The 19,248-nt window shown below is 70.2% G+C and carries 19 protein-coding genes; 9 read left to right on the top strand and 10 right to left on the bottom strand.

What is annotated here, in order from left to right:
• On the top strand, positions 1 to 992 hold a 992-nt coding region (locus tag ACFWQC_RS21575; protein WP_378682644.1), incomplete at its 5' end, for a DUF222 domain-containing protein.
• A 148-nt stretch (positions 993 to 1,140) separates the two neighbouring features.
• Here ACFWQC_RS21575 and ACFWQC_RS21570 read toward each other — a convergent pair.
• From ACFWQC_RS21570 to ACFWQC_RS21555, 4 genes are read right to left on the bottom strand one after another with little or no spacing between them, the layout of a single operon-like run.
• Positions 1,141 to 2,013, bottom strand: a complete 873-nt coding sequence (locus ACFWQC_RS21570) for a metallophosphoesterase (RefSeq protein ID WP_378682641.1) — start codon at positions 2,011 to 2,013, stop codon at positions 1,141 to 1,143.
• A gap of 29 nt (positions 2,014 to 2,042) precedes the next feature.
• Positions 2,043 to 2,507: a hypothetical protein gene (locus ACFWQC_RS21565; protein ID WP_378682638.1), complete on the bottom strand. Its 465-nt coding sequence runs from the start codon at positions 2,505 to 2,507 to the stop codon at positions 2,043 to 2,045.
• Positions 2,504 to 3,973: an FGGY family carbohydrate kinase gene (locus ACFWQC_RS21560; protein WP_378682635.1), complete on the bottom strand. Its 1,470-nt coding sequence runs from the start codon at positions 3,971 to 3,973 to the stop codon at positions 2,504 to 2,506. Before ACFWQC_RS21560 ends, ACFWQC_RS21565 begins: the two co-directional genes overlap by 4 nt.
• Positions 3,970 to 4,812, bottom strand: coding sequence for a DUF1028 domain-containing protein (locus ACFWQC_RS21555; protein ID WP_378682632.1), 843 nt, complete (start codon positions 4,810 to 4,812; stop codon positions 3,970 to 3,972). The genes ACFWQC_RS21560 and ACFWQC_RS21555 overlap by 4 nt, the downstream gene beginning before the upstream one ends.
• A gap of 189 nt (positions 4,813 to 5,001) precedes the next feature.
• Here ACFWQC_RS21555 and ACFWQC_RS21550 point away from each other — a divergent pair, with 189 nt between their 5' ends.
• Positions 5,002 to 6,420, top strand: a complete 1,419-nt coding sequence (locus tag ACFWQC_RS21550; RefSeq protein ID WP_378682629.1) for an APC family permease — start codon at positions 5,002 to 5,004, stop codon at positions 6,418 to 6,420.
• Between the two features lie 110 nt (positions 6,421 to 6,530).
• Positions 6,531 to 7,871: a class II 3-deoxy-7-phosphoheptulonate synthase gene (locus ACFWQC_RS21545; RefSeq protein WP_378682626.1), complete on the top strand. Its 1,341-nt coding sequence runs from the start codon at positions 6,531 to 6,533 to the stop codon at positions 7,869 to 7,871.
• Here the strand turns inward: ACFWQC_RS21545 and ACFWQC_RS21540 are convergent.
• From ACFWQC_RS21540 to pknB, 4 genes are all read right to left on the bottom strand, one after another.
• Positions 7,868 to 8,335 (bottom strand): GNAT family N-acetyltransferase, encoded by a 468-nt coding sequence (locus tag ACFWQC_RS21540; RefSeq protein ID WP_378682623.1) that lies wholly within the window; start codon positions 8,333 to 8,335, stop codon positions 7,868 to 7,870. The genes ACFWQC_RS21545 and ACFWQC_RS21540 overlap by 4 nt on opposite strands.
• A 168-nt stretch (positions 8,336 to 8,503) precedes the next feature.
• Positions 8,504 to 9,475, bottom strand: coding sequence for a hypothetical protein (locus ACFWQC_RS21535; RefSeq protein WP_378682620.1), 972 nt, complete (start codon positions 9,473 to 9,475; stop codon positions 8,504 to 8,506).
• A gap of 262 nt (positions 9,476 to 9,737) precedes the next feature.
• A complete protein-coding gene (locus ACFWQC_RS21530; protein ID WP_378682617.1) occupies positions 9,738 to 10,646 on the bottom strand; it encodes a deoxyribonuclease IV in 909 nt (302 codons plus the stop codon).
• 2 nt (positions 10,647 to 10,648) lie between these two features.
• The gene (gene pknB / locus ACFWQC_RS21525) at positions 10,649 to 12,778 is read right to left on the bottom strand and encodes a Stk1 family PASTA domain-containing Ser/Thr kinase (RefSeq protein WP_378682614.1); all 2,130 of its coding nucleotides are present in this window, start codon (positions 12,776 to 12,778) and stop codon (positions 10,649 to 10,651) included.
• 193 nt (positions 12,779 to 12,971) lie between these two features.
• On the opposite strand from pknB, the gene ACFWQC_RS21520 reads away from it, so the two are divergent.
• Genes ACFWQC_RS21520 through ACFWQC_RS21510 form a run of 3 tightly spaced genes read left to right on the top strand, consistent with a single transcriptional unit; the run spans position 12,972 to position 14,219 of the window.
• A complete protein-coding gene (locus ACFWQC_RS21520; protein ID WP_378682612.1) occupies positions 12,972 to 13,343 on the top strand; it encodes an Rv2175c family DNA-binding protein in 372 nt (123 codons plus the stop codon).
• 31 nt (positions 13,344 to 13,374) lie between these two features.
• The gene (locus ACFWQC_RS21515; protein WP_378682609.1) at positions 13,375 to 13,791 is read left to right on the top strand and encodes a ribonuclease domain-containing protein; all 417 of its coding nucleotides are present in this window, start codon (positions 13,375 to 13,377) and stop codon (positions 13,789 to 13,791) included.
• A 5-nt stretch (positions 13,792 to 13,796) separates the two neighbouring features.
• On the top strand, positions 13,797 to 14,219 hold the full coding sequence (locus tag ACFWQC_RS21510) for a barstar family protein (protein ID WP_378682607.1): 423 nt from the start codon (positions 13,797 to 13,799) through the stop codon (positions 14,217 to 14,219).
• Here ACFWQC_RS21510 and ACFWQC_RS21505 read toward each other — a convergent pair whose 3' ends face one another.
• Entirely contained in the window at positions 14,220 to 15,749 is a 1,530-nt protein-coding gene (locus tag ACFWQC_RS21505) for a molybdopterin-dependent oxidoreductase (protein WP_378682604.1), read from the bottom strand.
• 101 nt (positions 15,750 to 15,850) lie between these two features.
• On the opposite strand from ACFWQC_RS21505, the gene sigK reads away from it, so the two are divergent.
• Positions 15,851 to 16,453 (top strand): ECF RNA polymerase sigma factor SigK, encoded by a 603-nt coding sequence (gene sigK, locus ACFWQC_RS21500; protein ID WP_378682601.1) that lies wholly within the window; start codon positions 15,851 to 15,853, stop codon positions 16,451 to 16,453.
• A complete protein-coding gene (locus ACFWQC_RS21495) occupies positions 16,443 to 17,117 on the top strand; it encodes an anti-sigma factor domain-containing protein (RefSeq protein ID WP_378682598.1) in 675 nt (224 codons plus the stop codon). Before sigK ends, ACFWQC_RS21495 begins: the two co-directional genes overlap by 11 nt.
• Positions 17,118 to 17,233: 116 nt before the next feature.
• On the opposite strand, the gene ACFWQC_RS21490 is transcribed toward ACFWQC_RS21495, so the two are convergent.
• Positions 17,234 to 18,319: a polyprenyl synthetase family protein gene (locus tag ACFWQC_RS21490; protein ID WP_378682595.1), complete on the bottom strand. Its 1,086-nt coding sequence runs from the start codon at positions 18,317 to 18,319 to the stop codon at positions 17,234 to 17,236.
• A 34-nt stretch (positions 18,320 to 18,353) separates the two neighbouring features.
• On the opposite strand from ACFWQC_RS21490, the gene metF reads away from it, so the two are divergent.
• Positions 18,354 to 19,244 (top strand): methylenetetrahydrofolate reductase [NAD(P)H], encoded by an 891-nt coding sequence (metF, locus tag ACFWQC_RS21485; RefSeq protein ID WP_378682592.1) that lies wholly within the window; start codon positions 18,354 to 18,356, stop codon positions 19,242 to 19,244.
• The last annotated feature ends 4 nt before the right edge of the window (positions 19,245 to 19,248 follow it).

Genomic DNA, 19,248 nt, shown 5'->3' with positions numbered 1-19,248 from the left:
CGTTGATGAAGGCCGGGCTGTTCTCCCAGTGGCAGGCCACCATCCTGGCCCGCGAGACCGCGTGTCTCTCACTCGATGACCGCAAGGTCATCGACTACGAACTCTGCGCCACCGGCCCGGACGCGCAGCCCGCCAAAGCCGTGTCGATGGGCCTGCGGCAGCTCGAGAACGCCGCCAAGAAACTCGCCATCACCCTCGACCAGACATCCGTCGTGGCCCGCGCCGCCAACGCCGAGAAAGACCGCCGCGTCAGCCTGCGGCCAGCCCCCGACACGATGACCTGGCTCGGTGCACTCCTCCCGGTCAAGGACGGCGTCGCCGTCTTCGCCGCGCTCGACCAGGCGGCCAAGGCGGCTGCGGCCGCCGGGGACGAGCGCACCCGGGGCCAGGTCATGGCCGACACCCTCGTCGACCGAGTCACCGGCCGCGCTGAGATTGGCGGCAAGCCTCGGATCGAGGTCAAGATCGTGATGACCGCCGACTCGCTCACCAACGACGCCGATCAACCCGCACTGGTGGAGGGCTACGGGCCCGTCCCCTCGGCCTGGGCCCGGGAAGCACTCGCCGATGCCGAGGTCTTCGTCCGCCGCCTGTTCACCGACCCCGCCGGGCAACTGGTCGCCATGGAATCCCGCTCCCGCAAAGCACCCGAGGGGCTCGCGGAGTTCATCACCACGCGTGACGGAGGGATCTGCCGGACCAACGGCTGTGATGCGCCGATCCGGAACATCGACCACGTCGAGCGCCACGCAGATGGGGGTGCGACCAGTGCGGAGAACCTGCAGGGTCTCTGTGAAAGGTGCAATCAGGCCAAGGAAGCTCTCGGCTGGCGGGCCAGACCAGGACCCGACGGCAGCATCATCACCATCACACCCACCGGGCACACCTACACCAGCCCACCACCAGACACCTGGAAACCGGATCCACCACCACTGTCGCCGGCAGAGTTCGTGCTGCGCGACGTACTACTGGACTACGACCTCGCCGCGTGAGAGTGCTGCGCCGGGCCCGGTCACCACCCGGCGTCGCCTAGGACTCTCGCCGCGCGGTGGGTTTCCCCTCCGCCTTCAACCGATCGGAGCGCGGTCGCCCTGCCGTTCGCGGGCGTGGGATCTGGTCGACCACGTTCAGCATCAGGTTTCACCCCTCCTCTGCGACGTCCTCTCCGGAGGCGGGGTCGTAGAGGTAGACCTGCTCGCCCGCGCGGGGGTCGCGGGCGGAGAGCACGTGGAAGGTGGGGGAGGCGGGGTCGGCGAGGTCGACGACGGAAGCGCCGGCACCGAGCACGCCGCGTACGAGATGCGGGGGAGCGGTGGTGTCGATGCGGGTGACGACGCCGGGCGTCACCCAGACGGGTACGCCGGCGAGGAAGCCGCTGACCTGGAAGTGCAGGTGTCCGGTGAGGATCGCGCGTACGTCACTGCTACGGATCACGCGGCCGAGGGCGGAGATGTTGTGGAGGACGACGTCAGCGACGTACGGCACCGAGGCGAGGTGGAGGGGCGGATGGTGGAGCACCAGGACCGTTCCGTCTCGCGTCGGGGTGGCCAGCTCGTTCGTGAGGCGGGCCAGCTGGTGCTCGTCCAGGAAGCCATGGGTCTTGCCCGGGACCAGGCTGTCGATGGTGATGACCCTGAGCTCGCCCAGGTAGCTGACCGCCGCGCACAGGTCCGAGTCCGGGTCCAGCAGCCGGCCGCGGTCGCTCCCGTCGGGATCGCGATGCCCGCTGCCGAGCACCTCGCGGAACGGGCCGCGGGCATCGTGGTTGCCCGTCGAGTAGAGGTGCGGGATGCCGCGCTCGGCCGCGAACGCGCCCACCCGCTCCATGACGGAGCGGCAGCCGGCGGCCGAGCCGTCGTCGGCGATGTCGCCGCTGACCACGACGGCGTCCAGGCCGGGCACGTGGCGGGCGTCGTGCAGGATGCCCTCGAGAGCTGCGACGGCGTCGACACCGTCCATGTCGGCGCCGGTCGCGGTGACATGGGTGTCGGAGAGATGCAGGATCCGGGTCAACGTGTGCTTCCTGTCAGAGTCGAAGGGGGTCAGGTCGTGAAGGCTGACATGCGAACCTCGGCGACGCCGTCGTGCTCGCCGAGGACGGCGACGTGGAGGTAGTGGGCGTCGACCTCCACGCCGACCTGGGTGAGGTCGACCTGGACGCAGGCGACCGCGTCCGTGCAGCCGGCCTCGCCCAGCACGGGGGAGCCGGGAACCTGCGCGAGCCAGGTGTCGAGATCGGAACGCGGGACCGTCATGGTGCCCTCCATCTGCCAGTCCTGGAACCCGACATAGGTGCAGGTCGCGGCCGCGCTCCCGGCCGGCAGGTCCGGCACGCCGACGGCCTGGGCGAGCTCGACGCAGTCGATCGGCTCCGCCTCCGCGGACTCATCGAGGTCCGTGCCCACCCAGGCGACCAGCCCGACGAGAACGACCAGCACGAGGACGACGAACACGGCACCCGCCACGAGCGCCCAGCCCCACCAGGGCACCCGTCGCGGTGTGCTCATGCCCAATGTCGGGAGCGCTCGACGGCCCTGGTCCAGGAGGCGTACGCCTCATCGGCCGCATCGCGGCGCGACGCGTCGGGGGAGAAGGTGCGGTCCAGGGCCCAGGTCTCGCGGATCTCGTCGAACGAGGACCACACGCCGACCCCGAGGCCCGCGAGGAAGGCCGCGCCGAGACCCGTGGTCTCGACGTAGCGGGGGCGGGAGACGTCGACGCCGAGCTGGTCTGCCTGGAGCTGGCACAGCAGGTTGTTGGCGGCCGCGCCGCCGTCGACGTTGAGCGAGGCGACGGGCGTTGGCATGGTGGCCATCACGTCGCGTACCTCGAAGGTGATCGCCTCCAGGGTCGCCCGCACGATGTGGGCGCGGGTGGTGCCGCGGGTGATGCCGATGATCGTGCCGCGGGCGTCGGGGTCCCAGTGGGGCGCGCCGAGGCCGGTCAGGGCGGGCACGAACACGACGCCGTCGGACGAGGTGACGGTGTGCGCCAGGGCCTCGGTCTCCGCGGCCGAGCCGATGATCTGCAGGCCGTCGCGCAGCCACTGCACCGCGGCGCCGGTCACGAAGATAGAGCCCTCCAGGACGTAGGTGACCTCTCCGGAGGGTGACATCCAGCCCGGGGAGGTGAGCAGCCCGGAGTCCGACCGCTGCGGGGTGGTGCCGGTGTTGGTCAGCACGAACGAGCCGGTGCCGTAGGTGCACTTGGAGTCGCCCACCTCGAACGCGGCCTGCCCGAACAGGGCCGCTTGCTGGTCCCCGGCCACCCCGGCGATCGGCAGCGAGAGATCCAGGAAGGAGCGCGGGTCGGTGACCACGCCCTCGCCCCAGTTGGGACCGATCTCCGGAAGCGCGTCGCGCGGCACCCCGAAGAGATCGCACAGCTCGTCGGACCAGTCGTTGGCGCCGATGTCGAACAGCAGGGTCCGTGACGCGTTCGAGACGTCGGAGACGTGGTGCATGCCGCGGGTCATCCGGGCGATGAGGTAGGAGTCGACGGTGCCGATCGCGTAGCGCCCCGACTCCACGTGCGCCCAGGTGTGCGGCTCGTTCTCACGGATCCAGGCCAGCTTCGTCGCGCTGAAGTAGGGGTCCAGGCGGAGCCCGGTCAGCTCCCGGACGCGGGCGTCGTGGTCGGCCATCGAGGCGCACATCGCGGTCGTACGCCGGTCCTGCCACACGATCGCCCGCCGGGGCGACCCCAGCGTCTCCCGGTCCCACAGCACGACCGTCTCGCGCTGGTTGGTGATCCCGATGCCGACGAGGTCGTCCTTGCCGTGGGCCGCGAGGACCGTACGGCACGCCTCCAGGGTCGCCTGCCAGATCCCCTCGGGCACGTGCTCGACCCGGCCCGGGCTGGGGAAGAGCTGGTCGAACTCCTCATAGCCGCGGGCCGCGACCTCACCCTTCTCGGTCACGATCAGGGCCGTGACGCCGGTGGTGCCGGCGTCGATGGCGAGGATCGAACTCACTTCGGGGTCCTGACGATGTCGAGGATGCGCCGGTCGATCCAGGACAGGTCCTCGGCCACCCGCATCTCGTAGTTCTCGGTGGCGACCCAGGCGAGGAAGCCCGAGTCGCCCTGTGCCGCGGCGTACGTCTCCACCTCGGCCTCGATCTCCGGGGTGACCTGCACCTTCTCGGCCTCGGTCGACGCGGTCAGGTAGAAGTCGCTGAGATCCAGGAGCCGCTTCAGCTCGGTGATCGGCGCGGCGTGGTCGTCGACCCGGAGGTCGGCCGCGATGTCGTCGTTGCCGCCGTAGCCGGCCTCCTCGCGCACCACCAGGAGGGCCGCGCTCTGCCGGCCGCGGCTGTCCCCGCCGGCCTCGTCGCCCGCGGCCAGGGCCGCCAGCAGCCGGTGCTGCAACGGCTCCTCGGGGGCGGAGGCCAACCAGGCGGCCTCCATCGCCTCGACGACCTCGGGGCCGGTGAGGATGTTGCCCTGGATCGCGTACGACCCGTTCTCGGTGGAGCCGGTCCGGCCGCCCGCCCAGGCGAAGCAGGACGGTCCGGTGTGGGACGCGGCGTTGCCGTCGACGTCGACGATGCCGACCTGACGGTGGTCCCGTCGCTCGTCCTCCTCCAGCAGCCTCTCGAGGGCGACCGAAGCGGTCGCACCGTCGTCGAGGTGAGCGAGCGCGAGACCCTTGTAGGCGACGTTGGCCTCGGCCTGGGTGGCGATGGCTCCGACTCCCGCGACGGCGGCCGGGACGGCCGATCCGACGGCGAGGAACTTCGAAGCGACGGCCACACCCCAGGTGGGCTCCCCGGTGCCTGGATCAACTGCTCTGGCGACGATGGAGAAGGTCATGGCGTGACCCTATCCACGAAATTTCGTCCGGTTACGGCGTGTTGACGAATTGTCGTACACCTGACGGCGAGGTTGGGCTTTGATTGAGGGATCCCTTCATCCCAATTTCGGAACTGAGTTTCGAACGTGACCAGGAAGGACATCATGACAACCCTGGCGAAAGAAGAAACACCCGAGTTGAAGCGAGTGATGGGGCCTTGGCTCCTTCTGCTCTTCATCGTCGGTGACATCCTGGGAGCCGGCGTCTATGCCGTCACCGGGACCATGGCCGGCTACGTGGGCGGCATCCTGTGGCTGCCGTTCCTGCTCGCCTTCGTGGTGGCCACCATGACGGCGTTCTCCTACCTCGAGCTGGTGACGAAGTATCCCAGCGCCGCCGGTGCCGCGCTCTACACGCACAAGGCGTTCGGCATCCACTTCCTCACCTTCATGGTGACCTTCGCGGTCGCCTGCTCGGGCATCACCAGTGCGTCGACCTCGGCCAACACGCTGGCGCAGAACTTCTTCGGTGGTCTGGAGATCAACGGCTGGATGGACGCGCCCAGCGAGGGCGTCGTCACGCTGGTCGCGTTGGGCTTCATGGTCCTGCTCGCGCTGATCAACCTGCGTGGCGTGGGCGAGAGCGTGAAGTTCAACATCATCCTCACCGTGGTCGAGATGGTCGCGCTGTGCATCGTGATCGGCGTCGGCTTCTACGTGATCGCCCAGGGCAAGGCGGAGATGTCCGAGCTGATCTCCTTCGACGACTACTCCAACATGGGCGTGGTCTTCGCCGTCACCGCGGCGACCTCGGTGGCCTTCTTCGCGATGGTCGGGTTCGAGGACGCGGTCAACATGGTCGAGGAGACCAAGGAGCCGGAGAGGATCTTCCCGCGCACCATGTTCATGGGCCTGGGTGCAGCCGCGCTCCTCTACATCCTGGTCGCGGTCTCGGTCGTCAGTGTCCTGTCCCCCGGAGAGCTCGAGACGATCCGTGAGTCCGAGGGCCGGGCCCTGCTCGAGGTGGTCGCCAAGGGTGCTCCCGACTTCCCGATCGACAAGGTGTTCCCGTTCCTGGCAGTCTTCGCCGTCGCCAACACGGCGCTGATCAACATGCTGATGGCCAGCCGGCTCGTCTACGGCATGGCCAAGCAGCGGGTGCTGCCCAAGCAGCTGGGCGCAGTCCTGCCGGGCCGGCGCACGCCCTACATCGCCATCATCTTCACCACGGTGCTGGCGCTCTGCCTGATCTGGTACGTCTCCAGCGACCCGGACAGCAACATCGTCTCCAACCTCGGCTCGACGACCGCGCTGCTCCTGCTGTGCGTCTTCGCGATCGTCAACATCGCCTGCGTGGTCCTGCGCAACCGACGTGCCGACACCGACAAGGTGTTCTTCACCGCGCCGAGGTGGCTGCCGCCCATCGCCGCGATCCTGTGCATCTACCTGGCCGGCCCGTGGGTCGACCGCGACGGGATCGTCTACGAGATCGCCGGCGGCCTGATGGTCATCGGCGTGATCCTGTGGGCCATCACCTGGCTCATCAACAAGTTCGCCAACAAGGACGACGAGCCGCCGCACTTCCAGGACATCGAGCACATGGACGTGAACCCCGAGGACGACAAGTAACCGGGTGAATTCGGTCAGGGCCGGCGTACGTTCTCTCGAGGACGTACGCCGGCCCTGCCGTCTCTGAGATGACTTCGTAACAACCGGGTGATCCGCGTACTCTGAGGCTCGTGAACGACGCCTTCCCCTCCCTCGAGCAGCTGCACGCCATCGGAGCCCTTCAGCAGCCGACCTATTCCGACCCGGCCGCGCTGGCCGCGGCGGTCGAGAAGCTGAGGAACCAGCCGCCGCTCGTCTTTGCGGGGGAGTGCGACCAGCTCAAGAGCTCGATCGCCGCCGCCGGCCGCGGTGAGGCGTTCATCCTGCAGGGCGGCGACTGCGCCGAGGTCTTCGCCGAGGCGACCGCCGACAACACCCGCAACAAGCTGCGCGTGCTGCTGCAGATGGCCGTGGTCCTGACGTACGCCGCCTCCGTCCCGGTCGTGAAGATCGGCCGCCTCGCGGGGCAGTACGCCAAGCCGCGCTCCTCCGACATGGAGACCCGCGACGGGGTGACCCTGCCGGCCTACCGCGGCGACGCCGTCAACGGCTTCGAGTTCACCGCCGAGTCCCGCATCCCCGACCCGCAGCGGCTGCTGGACGTCTACCACGCCTCCTCCTCGACCCTGAACCTCGTGCGCGCGTTCACCACCGGTGGCTACGCCGACCTGCGCCAGGTGCACACCTGGAACTCCGAGTTCGTCCGCAACTCGCCCGTCGGCGCGAAGTACGAGGCGATGGGCGCAGAGATCGAGCGCGCGATCGCGTTCATGGAGGCCATCGGCGCCGACCCGGAGGAGTTCCACCGGGTCGACTTCTACTCCTCCCACGAGGCGCTGCTGCTCGAGTACGAGCACGCGATGACCCGCATCGACTCGCGCACCGAGACGCCGTACAACGTCTCCGGCCACTTCGTCTGGATCGGTGAGCGCACCCGTCAGCTCGACGGCGCCCACGTCGAATACTTCCGCCACCTCAACAACCCGATCGGCTGCAAGCTCGGCCCCACCGCGACCCCCGACGACGCGCTCGCGCTGGCCGCCAAGCTCAACCCGAAGAACGAGGAGGGCCGGCTCACCTTCATCACCCGCTTCGGCGCGGGGAAGGTGCGCGACGGGCTGCCCGGGCTGGTCGAGAAGATCACCGCCGAAGGCGTCAACGTCACCTGGATCTCCGACCCGATGCACGGCAACACCTTCTCCACCTCCAACGGCTACAAGACCCGCCGCTTCGAGGACGTCCTCGACGAGGTCCAGGGCTTCTTCGACGTCCACCACGCCCTCGGCACCGTCCCCGGCGGCATCCTCGTAGAGAACACCGGCGACGACGTCACCGAGATCATCGGCGGCGGCGAGGAGCTCGACGAGGCCGGCCTCGTGCACCGCTACGAGTCCGTCGTCGACCCCCGCCTCAACCGCGTCCAGTCGCTGGAGATGGCATTCCAGGTCGCGGAGATGCTCAGGTCCCGCTAGTCCCGTGCCCAGGCGAGCTGCATGATCTCGTCGCCGTCGTGGAGGATGCTGCGGTTGTTGGTGTCGGTGAAGTCGGTGCGCTCGTAGAGGCGCTGGGCGCGCCGGTTGTCGGTGCGGGTCCAGACGCTGAGGCCCTCCCAGCCGCGTGACTGGAGGTCGCGGATCATCTCGGTGCCGACGTGGGAGCCCCAGACCGCGGGGTCGACGAAGACCATCGAGATGTGGCCGTAGCCGGGCAGGGGTACGCCGTCGACGAGGTAGGTCTCGGCCACCAGCATGCCCGCCGGGCGGGTGCCGTAGTGGGCGAGGAGCGCCAGCTCGGCGGAGTCCAGCTTCTCGCGGACTCGGCGGATGCGGGCCTCGGTTGCGGTGCGGCGGCGGGCGGCGTTGGCCGCCCGCCAGACGTCGAGCGCAAGGGCGCGCTGCTCGTCGCTGCTGATCTCGGCGACGATGATCCTCGGCATCAGTGCCCCAATCCGAAAGTCCGTGCCGCAAGTCGTGCGATGCGTGCGTGCATCGCAAGGCGGCGTGGCGACGGCATACCGGGCGTCTTCCGAGCGGCGCCAACGCAGCGAGGCGCGTGCGCAGCGTGCGACTTGCGGTGCGGAATTGAGGTGCGGGGCACTAGGCGGCTACAGCGTCATCAGCCAGATGCCGAGCACGAGCATCACGATCATGAAGATCGCGCCCACCCACAGCAGCACGATCCAGGTCGAGGGATTGTCCTCGGACTCGGAGGCCATCAGCGAGGAGACGTACTCCTGCTGGGCGCCGTAGTCGCCGAAGTCCTGCTCGATCGGCTCCTGCTCGGCGACGTAGCCGTAGCCGGTCTGCCAGTCGCCGGCCTCCTCGGTCGCGTAGGCGTCCTCCGCGTAGCCGCTCGCGTAGGCCGGCTCATAGATCTCGGCCGCAGTCTCCTGCTCCTGCGGCGGGGCCCAGTGGCGGACCTGGCCGTTGCGCGACTCCTGGACGAGCATCCCGGAGGGCTGGACGAAGGGCTGGTACGCCGCCTCGACCGTGACCTCGGAGACCGGCTCGGGCTCAGGAACGGGCTCGGGCCCGGGAAGGGGGCCAGGCTCCGGGGTCGGGTCGGGGACGGGCTCCGGGCCGGGGACGGGCTCGGGTTCCGGGACCGGCGTCGGCTCCGGGAAGGGCGACGGGTCCGGGACGGGCGACGGCTCGGGGTCCGGGATCACGGCCTGCTCCGCGGCGGCCGGCTCGTGTGCCGGCGGGAGCGTGGTCGGTGGCGGGGCGGTCGGCGGTGCGTACGCCGGACGGACCGCGGTGGTGCCGTCGGGCTCCTCATCGGTGTCGAGCTTCTCCTCGACGGACGGCGCCTGGCGCCTCGAAGTGCGCTCGGTGGGCTCGTCGTTGGAGGCCGACGATGCCGGACCCGGCACGTTGTCGTCGCCGTAGGCACTGATCCGAGGCAGGCTCAGGGAGGTCTGCGCCGCGTCGGGCCCGTTCTCGACGGCCTCCGGGGCCGTCGAGGAGACGGGCTTCCGGATCACGGTCGCCTCGTTGGGCTCGTCGAGCTCATCGGGCGTGACGTCATCGTTCGCAGTGGGCTGGGTGGCTTCGGGCTTCGCTTCAGCAGCGGACACGGGCGGCGTCCTTTCCTCTACATCGGTGGAGTCAGCCTCGGCTGCTCGGTCGGGCTCCGTGGCGACCTCGAGTCCACACATCGGGCACGCCGGCTCATCGGACAGCCGGTGTCCACACTGTGCGCAGCTGGTCATGCCACCCCCATGGCGTCGAAGATCACTCCCGTGCGTTCCCAAGCGTAGACGACCGGAGCGAGGCCGAGTGGCGAGCTTGCTCGTCCGCTCGTGCCGAGCGAGGAAGTAACCATGCGAAGCATGGAGGTCACCCGCCTTGACCTTGGGCCGACGCCCGCAGATCGCGGAGCAGCGCCATATCGGGGTTGTCCGCGTCGCGAGAGCCGGGAGTCTCCAGGATGAAGGGGACTCCGTCGGTCGCCGGATGCGCGAAGAGCTCCTCGAAAGCCGTCGTGCCGATGTGGCCGCGGCCGATCTGCTCGTGGCGGTCGAGGTGCTTGCCCCGTACGTCCTTGGAGTCGTTGGCGTGGATCAGCCGGAGGCGGCCGGGGCCGCCGATCTCGACGATCCGGTCAACGCACGCGGTCGCGCCACCGGGCTCGTCCAGCGGGGCGCCGGCGGCGAAGACATGGCAGGTGTCCAGGCAGATCCCGGCCTTGGGGTGGAAGTCGACGGCCGCCAGGTATGCCGGCAGGTCCTCGACGCCCGCGCAGAGCGAGCGTCCCTGTCCGGCGGTCGGCTCCAGCAGCAGCCACGGCGCGGTCTCGGCCTCGATGTCGTCGAGCACCGGCAGCAGCGCCTCGCGTACCTGCTTCATCGCGACGGCGTGCTTCTCGGTCGCATCCCCGTCGGGGGAGACGAAGGAGCCGGTGTGGACGACGACCCCTTCGGCGCCGATGTCGGCGGCGCGGCGGAGGTTGTGGGCGACCAGGGCGGCCGACCTCTCGTAGGTGGCCGGGGTCGGCGAGCCGAGGTTGACCAGATAGGGGGCGTGGACGAAGGCACGCATGCCGCGCCGTTCGATCTCTGCCCGGAACGCCTTGTCCTCGGCGGGTTTCCCTGCCGAGAGCGCCCAGCCGCGTGGGTTGCCGACGAAGATCTGAAGGGTCTCGCCGCCGACCGCGTCGGTGTTGGCGAGAGCACCGGCGACGAGACCCTTGCCGACCTGTACGTGGGTGCCGATCGGGTTGCGAAAGGCGGTCCGAGAAGTGGTCAAGGTCAGTTCAGCCAGATCGTGATCTCGGAGCCGTAGGGAGCCTCGCCGCTCGCCGGCTCCTGACGGGTCACGTAGCCGAGGCCGAGGTTGATGCCGGCCTCCGGCTCCTCCTTGACCTTGAATCCGGCGGCCTCGAGAGTCTGCCTGGCTGTGGCCTTGTCTGCGCCGACGACGTTTGGAACCGCGACAGCGGCGGGGCCCTTGGCGACCACGAGGGTCACGGTCTCGCCCTTGGGGAGGGTGCCGGAGTTGGGGCTCTGGCTGAGCACGGTGCCGGGCTGGATCTCCTGGTTCTCCTCCTCCTGGATCTCGACCTTCAGGCCGTCGGCCTCCAGCGACTTCTTGGCGCGCTCGGCGCTGCGGCCGGTCCAGTCGACGATGTCGACGGGAGCCGGACCCTTGCTGATCACGAGCACGATCGCTTTGCCGGGCCGCACCAGGGTGCCGGGGCGCGGCTGGGAGTTGATGACGTGGCCCTCGGGGACGTTGTCGTTGAACTTCTCGATCGGGTCGCCGATGCCGAGGCCCTTGTCGCGGATCTCGTCCTGAGCGTCGTCGGCGAGCATGCCCTTGACCTTGGGCACCGAGTATTCCTCGATGCCTCTGCTCACGCTGATCTCGACCGTCGATCCGGGCAGCGCCTTGTCGTCGCGGCCGGGGTCGGAGTCGATCACGACGCCCTCCTCGACGGTGTCGGAGAACTCGGTGTTGGCCGAGACCTCGAAGCCGGCGTCCTGCAGCTGCGTGGTGGCTGCGGCCTTGCTCAGGCCGGCCACCGAGGGCACCCGCTCGTAGCGGCCGTCGATGAACCACCACAGGCCGCCCGCCACCAGCGCGACGGCCACCACGGCGGCTCCGATGGCGATCGGGCCCGTCCAGGTCGCGGGCATGCTCCAGCGCTGCTTCGGCTGCGCGGGAGTCGGGGCGATGCGTACGTTCTCCTCCGGCTCGCTCAGCGAGAGCCGGGCGCCCGCGGGGAGTCCGACGCCCGGAGGCGGCGGTCCCGGCGGGCCAGGGGGACGGCCGGGCGGCGGACCGGACGGTCCGGACGGTCCGGACGGTCCCAGTCCGAGGGCGGGCAGGACCGCGGTCGTCTCGGCACCGGACTCGTCGTGAGCCCGTGCCGGGGAGTCGGTGCCACCGGCGCCCTGTTCGGGCGCGCCGGGCCGGGGGAGCGCCAGGTCGGCGGTGAGGTCGGGGTCGTCGAAGATGCCCGCGGACAGGGTGGCCATGACCCGGTTGACCATGCGCAGCAGCACGCCGGCGTCGGCCGGGCGCAGCTCGGGATCACGGGCGGTCGCGCGGGCGACCAGGGCGTCGACGTACCGGGGGATACCGGGGGCTGCCTTCGACGGCGGCGGGACGTCTTCGTGGACGTGCTTGTAGGCGATCTCGACCGGCGAGGGACCGCTGTGCGGCTTGCGGCCGGTGAGCAGTTCGTAGAGCACGACGCCGGCGGCGTAGACGTCGGACCGCGGCCCGGACCTGGACTCGGTGACCAGCTCGGGCGCGAGGTAGGAGACGGTGCCGACGAGGTTGCCGGTGGTGGCGTCGTTGGAGTTGTTGTTCATCACCCGGGCCAGACCGAAGTCGGCGACCTTGACCCGCTGCGAGATCGAGGCTGCACCCGTGGTGATCAGCACGTTCTCGGGCTTGATGTCGCGGTGCACGATCCCGACCGCGTGGGCCGCGGTCATCGCGCTCAGGATCGGCTCGATGTAGGCCAGCGCCTTCGCCGCGCCCAGCGGAGCCTGTGAGGCGATGGTGTCGCGGAGGGTGTGTCCCTCGATGTACTCCATCGCGAGGAAGGCGACGCCGTCGTCCTCGTCCTGGTCGTAGACGGCGACCACGTTGGGGTGCGAGAGCTTCGCGGCAGACCTGCCCTCGCGTACGAACCGCTCGGCGAAGTTGCCCTCCTCGTCGAGGTCCTGGTGCATGACCTTGACGGCGACGATGCGGTCCAGCCGCATGTCATGGGCCACGTATACCGTCGCCATGCCGCCCTTCGCGACCTTCTCGACGATCCGATAACGCATCCCCAAGACCTTGCCCAGAAGGGGTTCGGATGCGGTAGCCGAGCCTCCGCCGTGGCGCCCGATGACGTCGTCACGGGGGTCCGCCTCACTAGCCACGCGATCCTCCTGTCTCCGGTTGGAGAAGTATTCCGGACCGGGCAATGGTACGGACCAGCGGGTCCCCCTCACGACTTTCCGGACCGGCTACCCGGGCCGGTAATGTGATTGTTATGAGCGAGCGTCAGCGAGTGACCATGGGCCTCAGGCCGCCACGTCCGTACTCTGGCGCGTGCGCTACGGAGGTGGCGGCATGAGTGAGATGCGGTTGGCGGAGCAGGATCTGGGTGTCCTGGTTGAAGAGTGGATCGACTGGGCTACGGCCGCGTCTCTGCTCGGAGTGACCGTGGGGAAGGTGCGCACCATGATCCGCGAGCACGAGCTCGCCGCCGCGGTCCCTCCGGGGGTGAAGGGCCAGCACATCCCGGCCCTGTTCATCCAGGACGGTCTGCCGGTCAAGGGTCTGAGCGGACTGCTGCACGTCCTCCACGACGGACGCTACGACGACCGCGAGATCATCGCCTGGCTCTTCCTCGACGACGACCTTCCCGGCCGCCCGATCGACGCGCTTCGGGAGAACCGCGGGTCGGAGGTCAAGCGCCGGGCCCAGGCCATGGCACTCTAGACAACCGGTCCGTACGTCTCGGAGGAACCTCGTGAGGTCGAAGTCTGCCCTGGTCGCCCTGCTGATCGCCGTCCTGATGGCGCTGGTCGCCGGATGCGGAGGCGGCACCGGAGGTGACTCCGGGGCGGACGGTGGCGGGAAGACCGGCACCGACCCCGAGAGCGGGCTCGCCTGGATCGCGGAGTCCGACCTGCCGCCCGAGGGCGTGGAGACGCTCGAGCTGATCGACGCCGGCGGCCCGTTCCCCTACCCGGGCAAGGACGGCAGCACCTTCGGCAACCGCGAGCAGATCCTGCCGGAGGAGGCGTCGGGCTACTACGCCGAATACACCGTGCCGACGCCTGGCTCCGATGATCGGGGCGCGCGGCGTATCGTCACAGGCGAGGGTGGGGAGTTCTACTTCACCGAGGACCACTACGAGTCGTTCTCACGGATCGACCGGGGGTGATGGAGATGAGTGGACTGGCAGCACTTCTCGCCGGCAAGGTCGATCCCGGCGTCTATCGCTGGCACACCGAGCTGGCCGCGGCCGACCTCTCCGAGTCGGTGACCGGCGCGGGCTGGTCGCTGGCGCAGATCGCCGACGTCGTCGAGACCAAGGACGAGGTGCTCGGCGCCATCGGCGCCGCGCTGGGCTTCCCGGCCCACTTCGGTCGCAACCTCGACGCGCTCTGGGACTCGCTGCGCGACCTCTCCGCGCCCACGGTGCTGCTGTGGGAGACGTGGGGGTGCGCTGCGTACGCGGATCGTGCCGGTTTCGACAAGATCGTCCGGGTTCTCCAGGACCGTGCCGCGGAGATCTCCGAGGACCGGCCGGCGTTCACCGTGCTGCTGCGCGGGGACGGTCCGGAGACGGACCTGCCCGACCTGGGCTGATCACCCGACCTCGACCGTACGGGTGGGGTAGCCGGTGGCTCCATCGGGAGCGGGCGGCGCCTCGTCGGCGGTCTGCGGAGTGCCGGTGCGGTCATAGGCCCGCGCCTGGATCCGGTGCTCGCCCTCGGTCGCGTCCCAGCGGTAGGTCCACTGGCGCCAGGTGTCGATGCTGTCCTCGGCGGCGAGCGTGGCGGGCTGCCAGGGGCCGTCGTCGATGCGTACCTCGACCTTGCTCACACCCCGGTGCTGCGCCCAGGCGACGCCGGCGATGGTGCGTTCACCAGGCATGACGTCGTCTCCGGGCAGGTCGATGCGGCACTCGGTCTTGATCGGGCCCTCGGCGGACCAGCCGCGGTCGGTCCAGTAGGCGCGGAAGTCGGCGAAGCGGGTGACCTCCAGCTCGGTGAGCCACTTGGTCGCCGAGACGTAGCCGTAGAGGCCGGGGACGACCATGCGGACGGGGAACCCGTGGTCCCGGGTCAGGGGCTCACCGTCCTGGGCGATCGCGAGCAGGGCGTCGCGGCCGTCGGTGAGCGCCTCGAGCGGGGTGCCGATGGTGATGCCGTCGGCGCCGGTGGACTTCACCGCGTCGGCGTCGGGGGAGAGGCCGGCGCGCTTGAGGACGTCGCGGATGCGTACGCCGGTCCAGGTCGCGTTGCCGATCAGGTCGCCGCCGACCTCGTTGGAGACGCAGCAGATCGTCACGCGGCGCTCGTAGAGCGGCATCGCGAGCAGGTCCTCGTAGGTGAGCTCGACCGGGTCGTCGACCAGGCCGTGGATCTTGAGCCGGTAGTCGGCGACGTCGACGCGTGGGGTGAGCAGGGCGATGTCGATGCGGTAGAAGTCGTCGACGGGGGTCAGGTGGGGCGTCAGCCCGTCGATCCGGAGCTCCGCGCCCGCAGGGAGGGGCGCGGCGGGGGAGACGGCCGCGGGGATGGCCACCCTCGTCGCCGGGAGCCGGCGTCCGGTGACCACCTTGGCGCCCACCCCGCCGGCCGCGCCCACCGCGGTCACCGTCGCCGCGGCGACCAGGAACCTGCGACGGTCGAAGCCGTCGGGGGCCTCGGCCTCGGTGGGCGGGCTGTCGGTGTCGCGTAGCGGCCGGGTGAGGAGGATCAGTGCGGTGATGCCGACCGCGAGGCCGATCAGCAGCGCGATGATCCCGATCGTGCCGTTGTCGGCCCGGTCGGCCCGCAGGGCGGCGATGTCGATGGCCCCGAGGAGCAGCAGCATGCCCGCGCCGAGGGCGGGGCGGCGTACGGCCAAGGCGCCGGCCACCCCGAGCAGGACGAGGGTGACCAGCCCGACGCAAGCGAGCAGGATCGGCTTGTCGGCGGTGCCGAAGGTGGCGACCGCCGCCTCCTTGAGCCAGCGTGGGGTCAGGTCGATGACCCGGTCGCCGAGCGCGAGCAGGGGAGAGGCGCCACCGGCCAGGGCGGCGATGAGCTCGGCGACGCCGAGGCCGAGCACGCCGGCGGCGATGCCCGCGAGGGGGCCGTAGAGACGTCCGGGGAGGATGCGGGATGCCATGCTGTGGGTTCGTGGCCGATCGATGGGCGGATGGGACCAATCCTCCCACTCTTCGGCTGCGAACCCGGGATGAGATCTTTCATTTGTCGAAAGGGGTGCGCGTGCGGCGAGCGCTGCGGGTCGTGGGCGACGAGTCGCCGCCTGACCCCGATGACGAGCTGGACCCCGCGGCGGTGCTCGCCGCGGTCGCCGGTGGCGACCTCGATGCCTTCGGCCGGCTCTACGACGACCTGTCTCCGCTCGTCTTCGGTGTCGCCCGGCGGGTCGTGCGCGACCCCTCACGTGCCGAGGAGGTGACCCAGGAGGTGTTCACCGAGATATGGCGCCAGGCGGCCCGGTTCGACCCGTCGCGCGGCACTGTCCGGACCTGGGTGCTGACGATCGCGCACCGTCGCGCGGTCGACACCGTGCGCTCCACGCAGGCCTCGCGGGCTCGCGAAGAGCACGTCGCCCGGCGTGAGCCGGTGGAAGTCGCCGGCCCGGAGGACGCTGTCGTCATGGCGTCGGAGCACGAAGGCGTACGCCGCTGCCTGGACTCCCTCACACCACTGCAGTCCCAGGCCGTGCGGCTGGCCTATTACCAGGGCTTCACCTATCCCGAGGTCGCCGAGATGCTCGGCCGGCCGCTGCCGACGGTGAAGTCACGGATGCGGGACGGGCTGATCCGTCTTCGAGACTGCCTGGAGGTGCAGGATGGCGCCTGACGTGCACGGCCTGGTCGGGGCCTACCTGCTCAACTCGTTGGCGGACGAGGAGCACGCCGAGGTCGAGGCGCACCTGGCTGCCTGTCCCGACTGCCGGGAGGAGGTCGACTCGCTGCGGTCGGCGACCGCCTCGCTCGCCGGTCAGGTCGCCGAGACGCCGCCGGCATCGCTGCGCGCCCGCGTGGTGCGTACGGCCTCGGAGACTCCGCAGCTCCCGCCCGTGGTCTCCGTGGCGCGGCGCCGTCGTCGGCTCGTGGGTGTGCTGGCCGCGGTCGCGGCCCTGGTCATCGGAGTCGGCGTGACGGTCGGCGTGGTCGTAGGAGATGACGACCCGCCCGCGATGACCGCCGCCGAGGTGATGTCGGCCCCCGACGCGCGGATGCACAAGGAGGAGACCTCCGACGGCGAGCTGATGGTCGCGATGTCCCACCAGATGCGCATGGTCGCGGTCGACACCGCCGACCTCGAGCGCCCCGCCGGGATGTCCTACCAGGTCTGGTGGCACACCGACGCCGGCATGGAGTCCGCCGGCGTCCTCGACGAGGAGATGTCGGTCGCCGTCCCGGTCGAGGACGGCGACCTGATGGTCACCATGGAACCCGAGGGCGGCTCCGACCGACCGTCGGAGAAGGTCCTCTTCCAGATGCCTGCCGAGCGCCTCTGACCCGCCGAGGCGTCAGCTAGGTCGGCCGAGGCGTCAGCTAGGTCGGCCGAGGCGTCATCACGTGACGTCTCGGCCAGCGGGAGTGACGCTTCGGCCGACGTACCTGACGGTTCGATTCAGACGGTGCGCTGGGTGGCGGCGGTGGCGAGGGCGCGCAGGACCCCGGCGGCGTACGCGTCGAGGACGCCTGACGTCTTGGCGTCGTCGAGGGCGGTGAGGCCCTGGCCGGAGAGCTCGGTGATGGTCTTCTCGACCTGCTGCTCGGCGCCGGAGAAGGCGATGAGCGCACGTAGCGCCGCGACCTGGTCCGCGTTGAGCGGTTGGCCGAGTGCCTGGTCCAACAGTTCGGCGTCCTCGGGGGTCGACCCTGCTAGGGCGAGGGCCACCAAGACGGTGCGTTTGCCCTCGACGAGGTCGTCGCCGGCGGGCTTGCCGGTGACCGAGGGGTCGCCGAAGACGCCGAGGAGGTCGTCGCGGAGCTGGAAGGCCTCGCCGACGGGCAGGCCGTAGGCCGACAGCGCCTCGATCTGCTCCGGGGAGGCTCCGGCCAGGGCGGCGCCGACGTGGAGGGGGCGCTCGACGGAGTACTTGGCCGCCTTGTAGCGCACCACCTTCATCGCCGCCTCGACGTCCGCGGCACCGCGAGCCTGGACGGTGATGTCGAGGAACTGCCCGGCGATCACCTCGCTGCGAGTGTGGTCGAACACCGAGAGGGCGGCAGAGGTCTCGGCGCCCCCGAACCCAGAGGTACGCAGCAGCTCGTCCGACCAGGTCAGCAGCAGATCGCCGAGGAGGACGGCCGCGGCATCGCCATAGGCACGGGACCGGCCCGGCCAGCCCGCGGCGGAGTGGTCGGCCTCGAACGCGCGGTGCGCGGCCGGCGCTCCGCGCCGGGTGTCGGAGTCGTCGATGACGTCGTCGTGGACGAGCGCCGAAGCCTGGAGCAGCTCGAGCGCGGCGGCTGCCCGGACGAGCGACCCCTCCTCGGACGGCGAGGGGGAGGGGCGGACCGCGTGGAAGCCCCAGTAGCAGAACGCGGCCCGCAGCCGCTTGCCGCCGGACATCGACTCGCGGGCCCGGCGCAGCAGCGGTTCGACCTCGTCACCGAGCGGAGCCAGCCGCTGGGACTGGGTCTCGAGGAAGGTGTCCAGTGCCCCCTGGACGCGACTGCGGAATTCATCGGCGTCCCACGTTTCATTCACTCTCCGAGCCTAGGGCACTGCCTAGGATGGCCCGATGGTGACTGGACGTGGACGCTCTCTCGCGGAGCTGATCAACCAAGGCGAGCGCTCGTTCTCCTTCGAGTTCTTCCCACCGAAGGACGAGACCGGCGAGGAGCAGCTGTGGAACGCCGTACGCGCGCTGGAGCCCTACCGCCCCACCTTCGTGAGCGTCACCTACGGCGCCGGCGGCTCGACCCGTGACAAGACGGTCGCCATCACCGGCCGGATCGCCGCGGAGACCGAGCTGCTCCCGGTCGCCCACCTGACCTGCGTCGGCCACACCCGCGAAGAGGTCGCCGCGATCCTGGACTCCTATGCGGCGCAGGGCGTCGCGCACGTGATGGCGTTGCGCGGCGACCCCGCCGAGGGGCCGCGTGCCGAGTGGACCCCGACCCCGGGCGGCCTCGACTACGCGATCGACGTGGTGAAGCTGGCCCGCGAGCGCGGTGACTTCCGCATCGGCGTCGCCGCCTTCCCGGAGGGCCACCCGGGCGCGGAGTCGCTCGATGCCGACGCCGACGTGCTGGTCGCCAAGGCGAAGGCCGGCGCGGAGTTCGCGGTCACCCAGATGTTCTTCCGTGCGGCCGACTACTTCGGCCTCGTCGAGCGGGTCCGTGCCCGCGGCGTCGACATCCCGGTCCTGCCCGGGATCATGCCGATCCTGAATCTCGCCGCCATCCGCCGCCAGAGCGAGCTGATCGGCGCCGAGGTCCCTGAGGAGATCGTCGAGCGCCTCAGCGCCGCCGGCCCCGAGCCCGCCGACATCCGTGCCGAGGGCATCGCCGTGGCCGCCGAGCTCTGCCAGGAGCTCCTCGACGGAGGCGCCCCGGGGCTGCACTTCTACACCCTCAACCGCTCCAAGGCGACGCTGGAGATCTTCGCCAAGCTCAACGTCACGGCCTAGGCGC

The organism is Nocardioides sp. NPDC058538 (assembly GCF_042719275.1).
Classification (GTDB): Bacteria; Actinomycetota; Actinomycetes; order Propionibacteriales; family Nocardioidaceae; genus Nocardioides.
The sequence above is the reverse complement of the archived record's forward strand: the minus strand, read 5'-3'. Positions and strand labels throughout refer to the sequence as shown.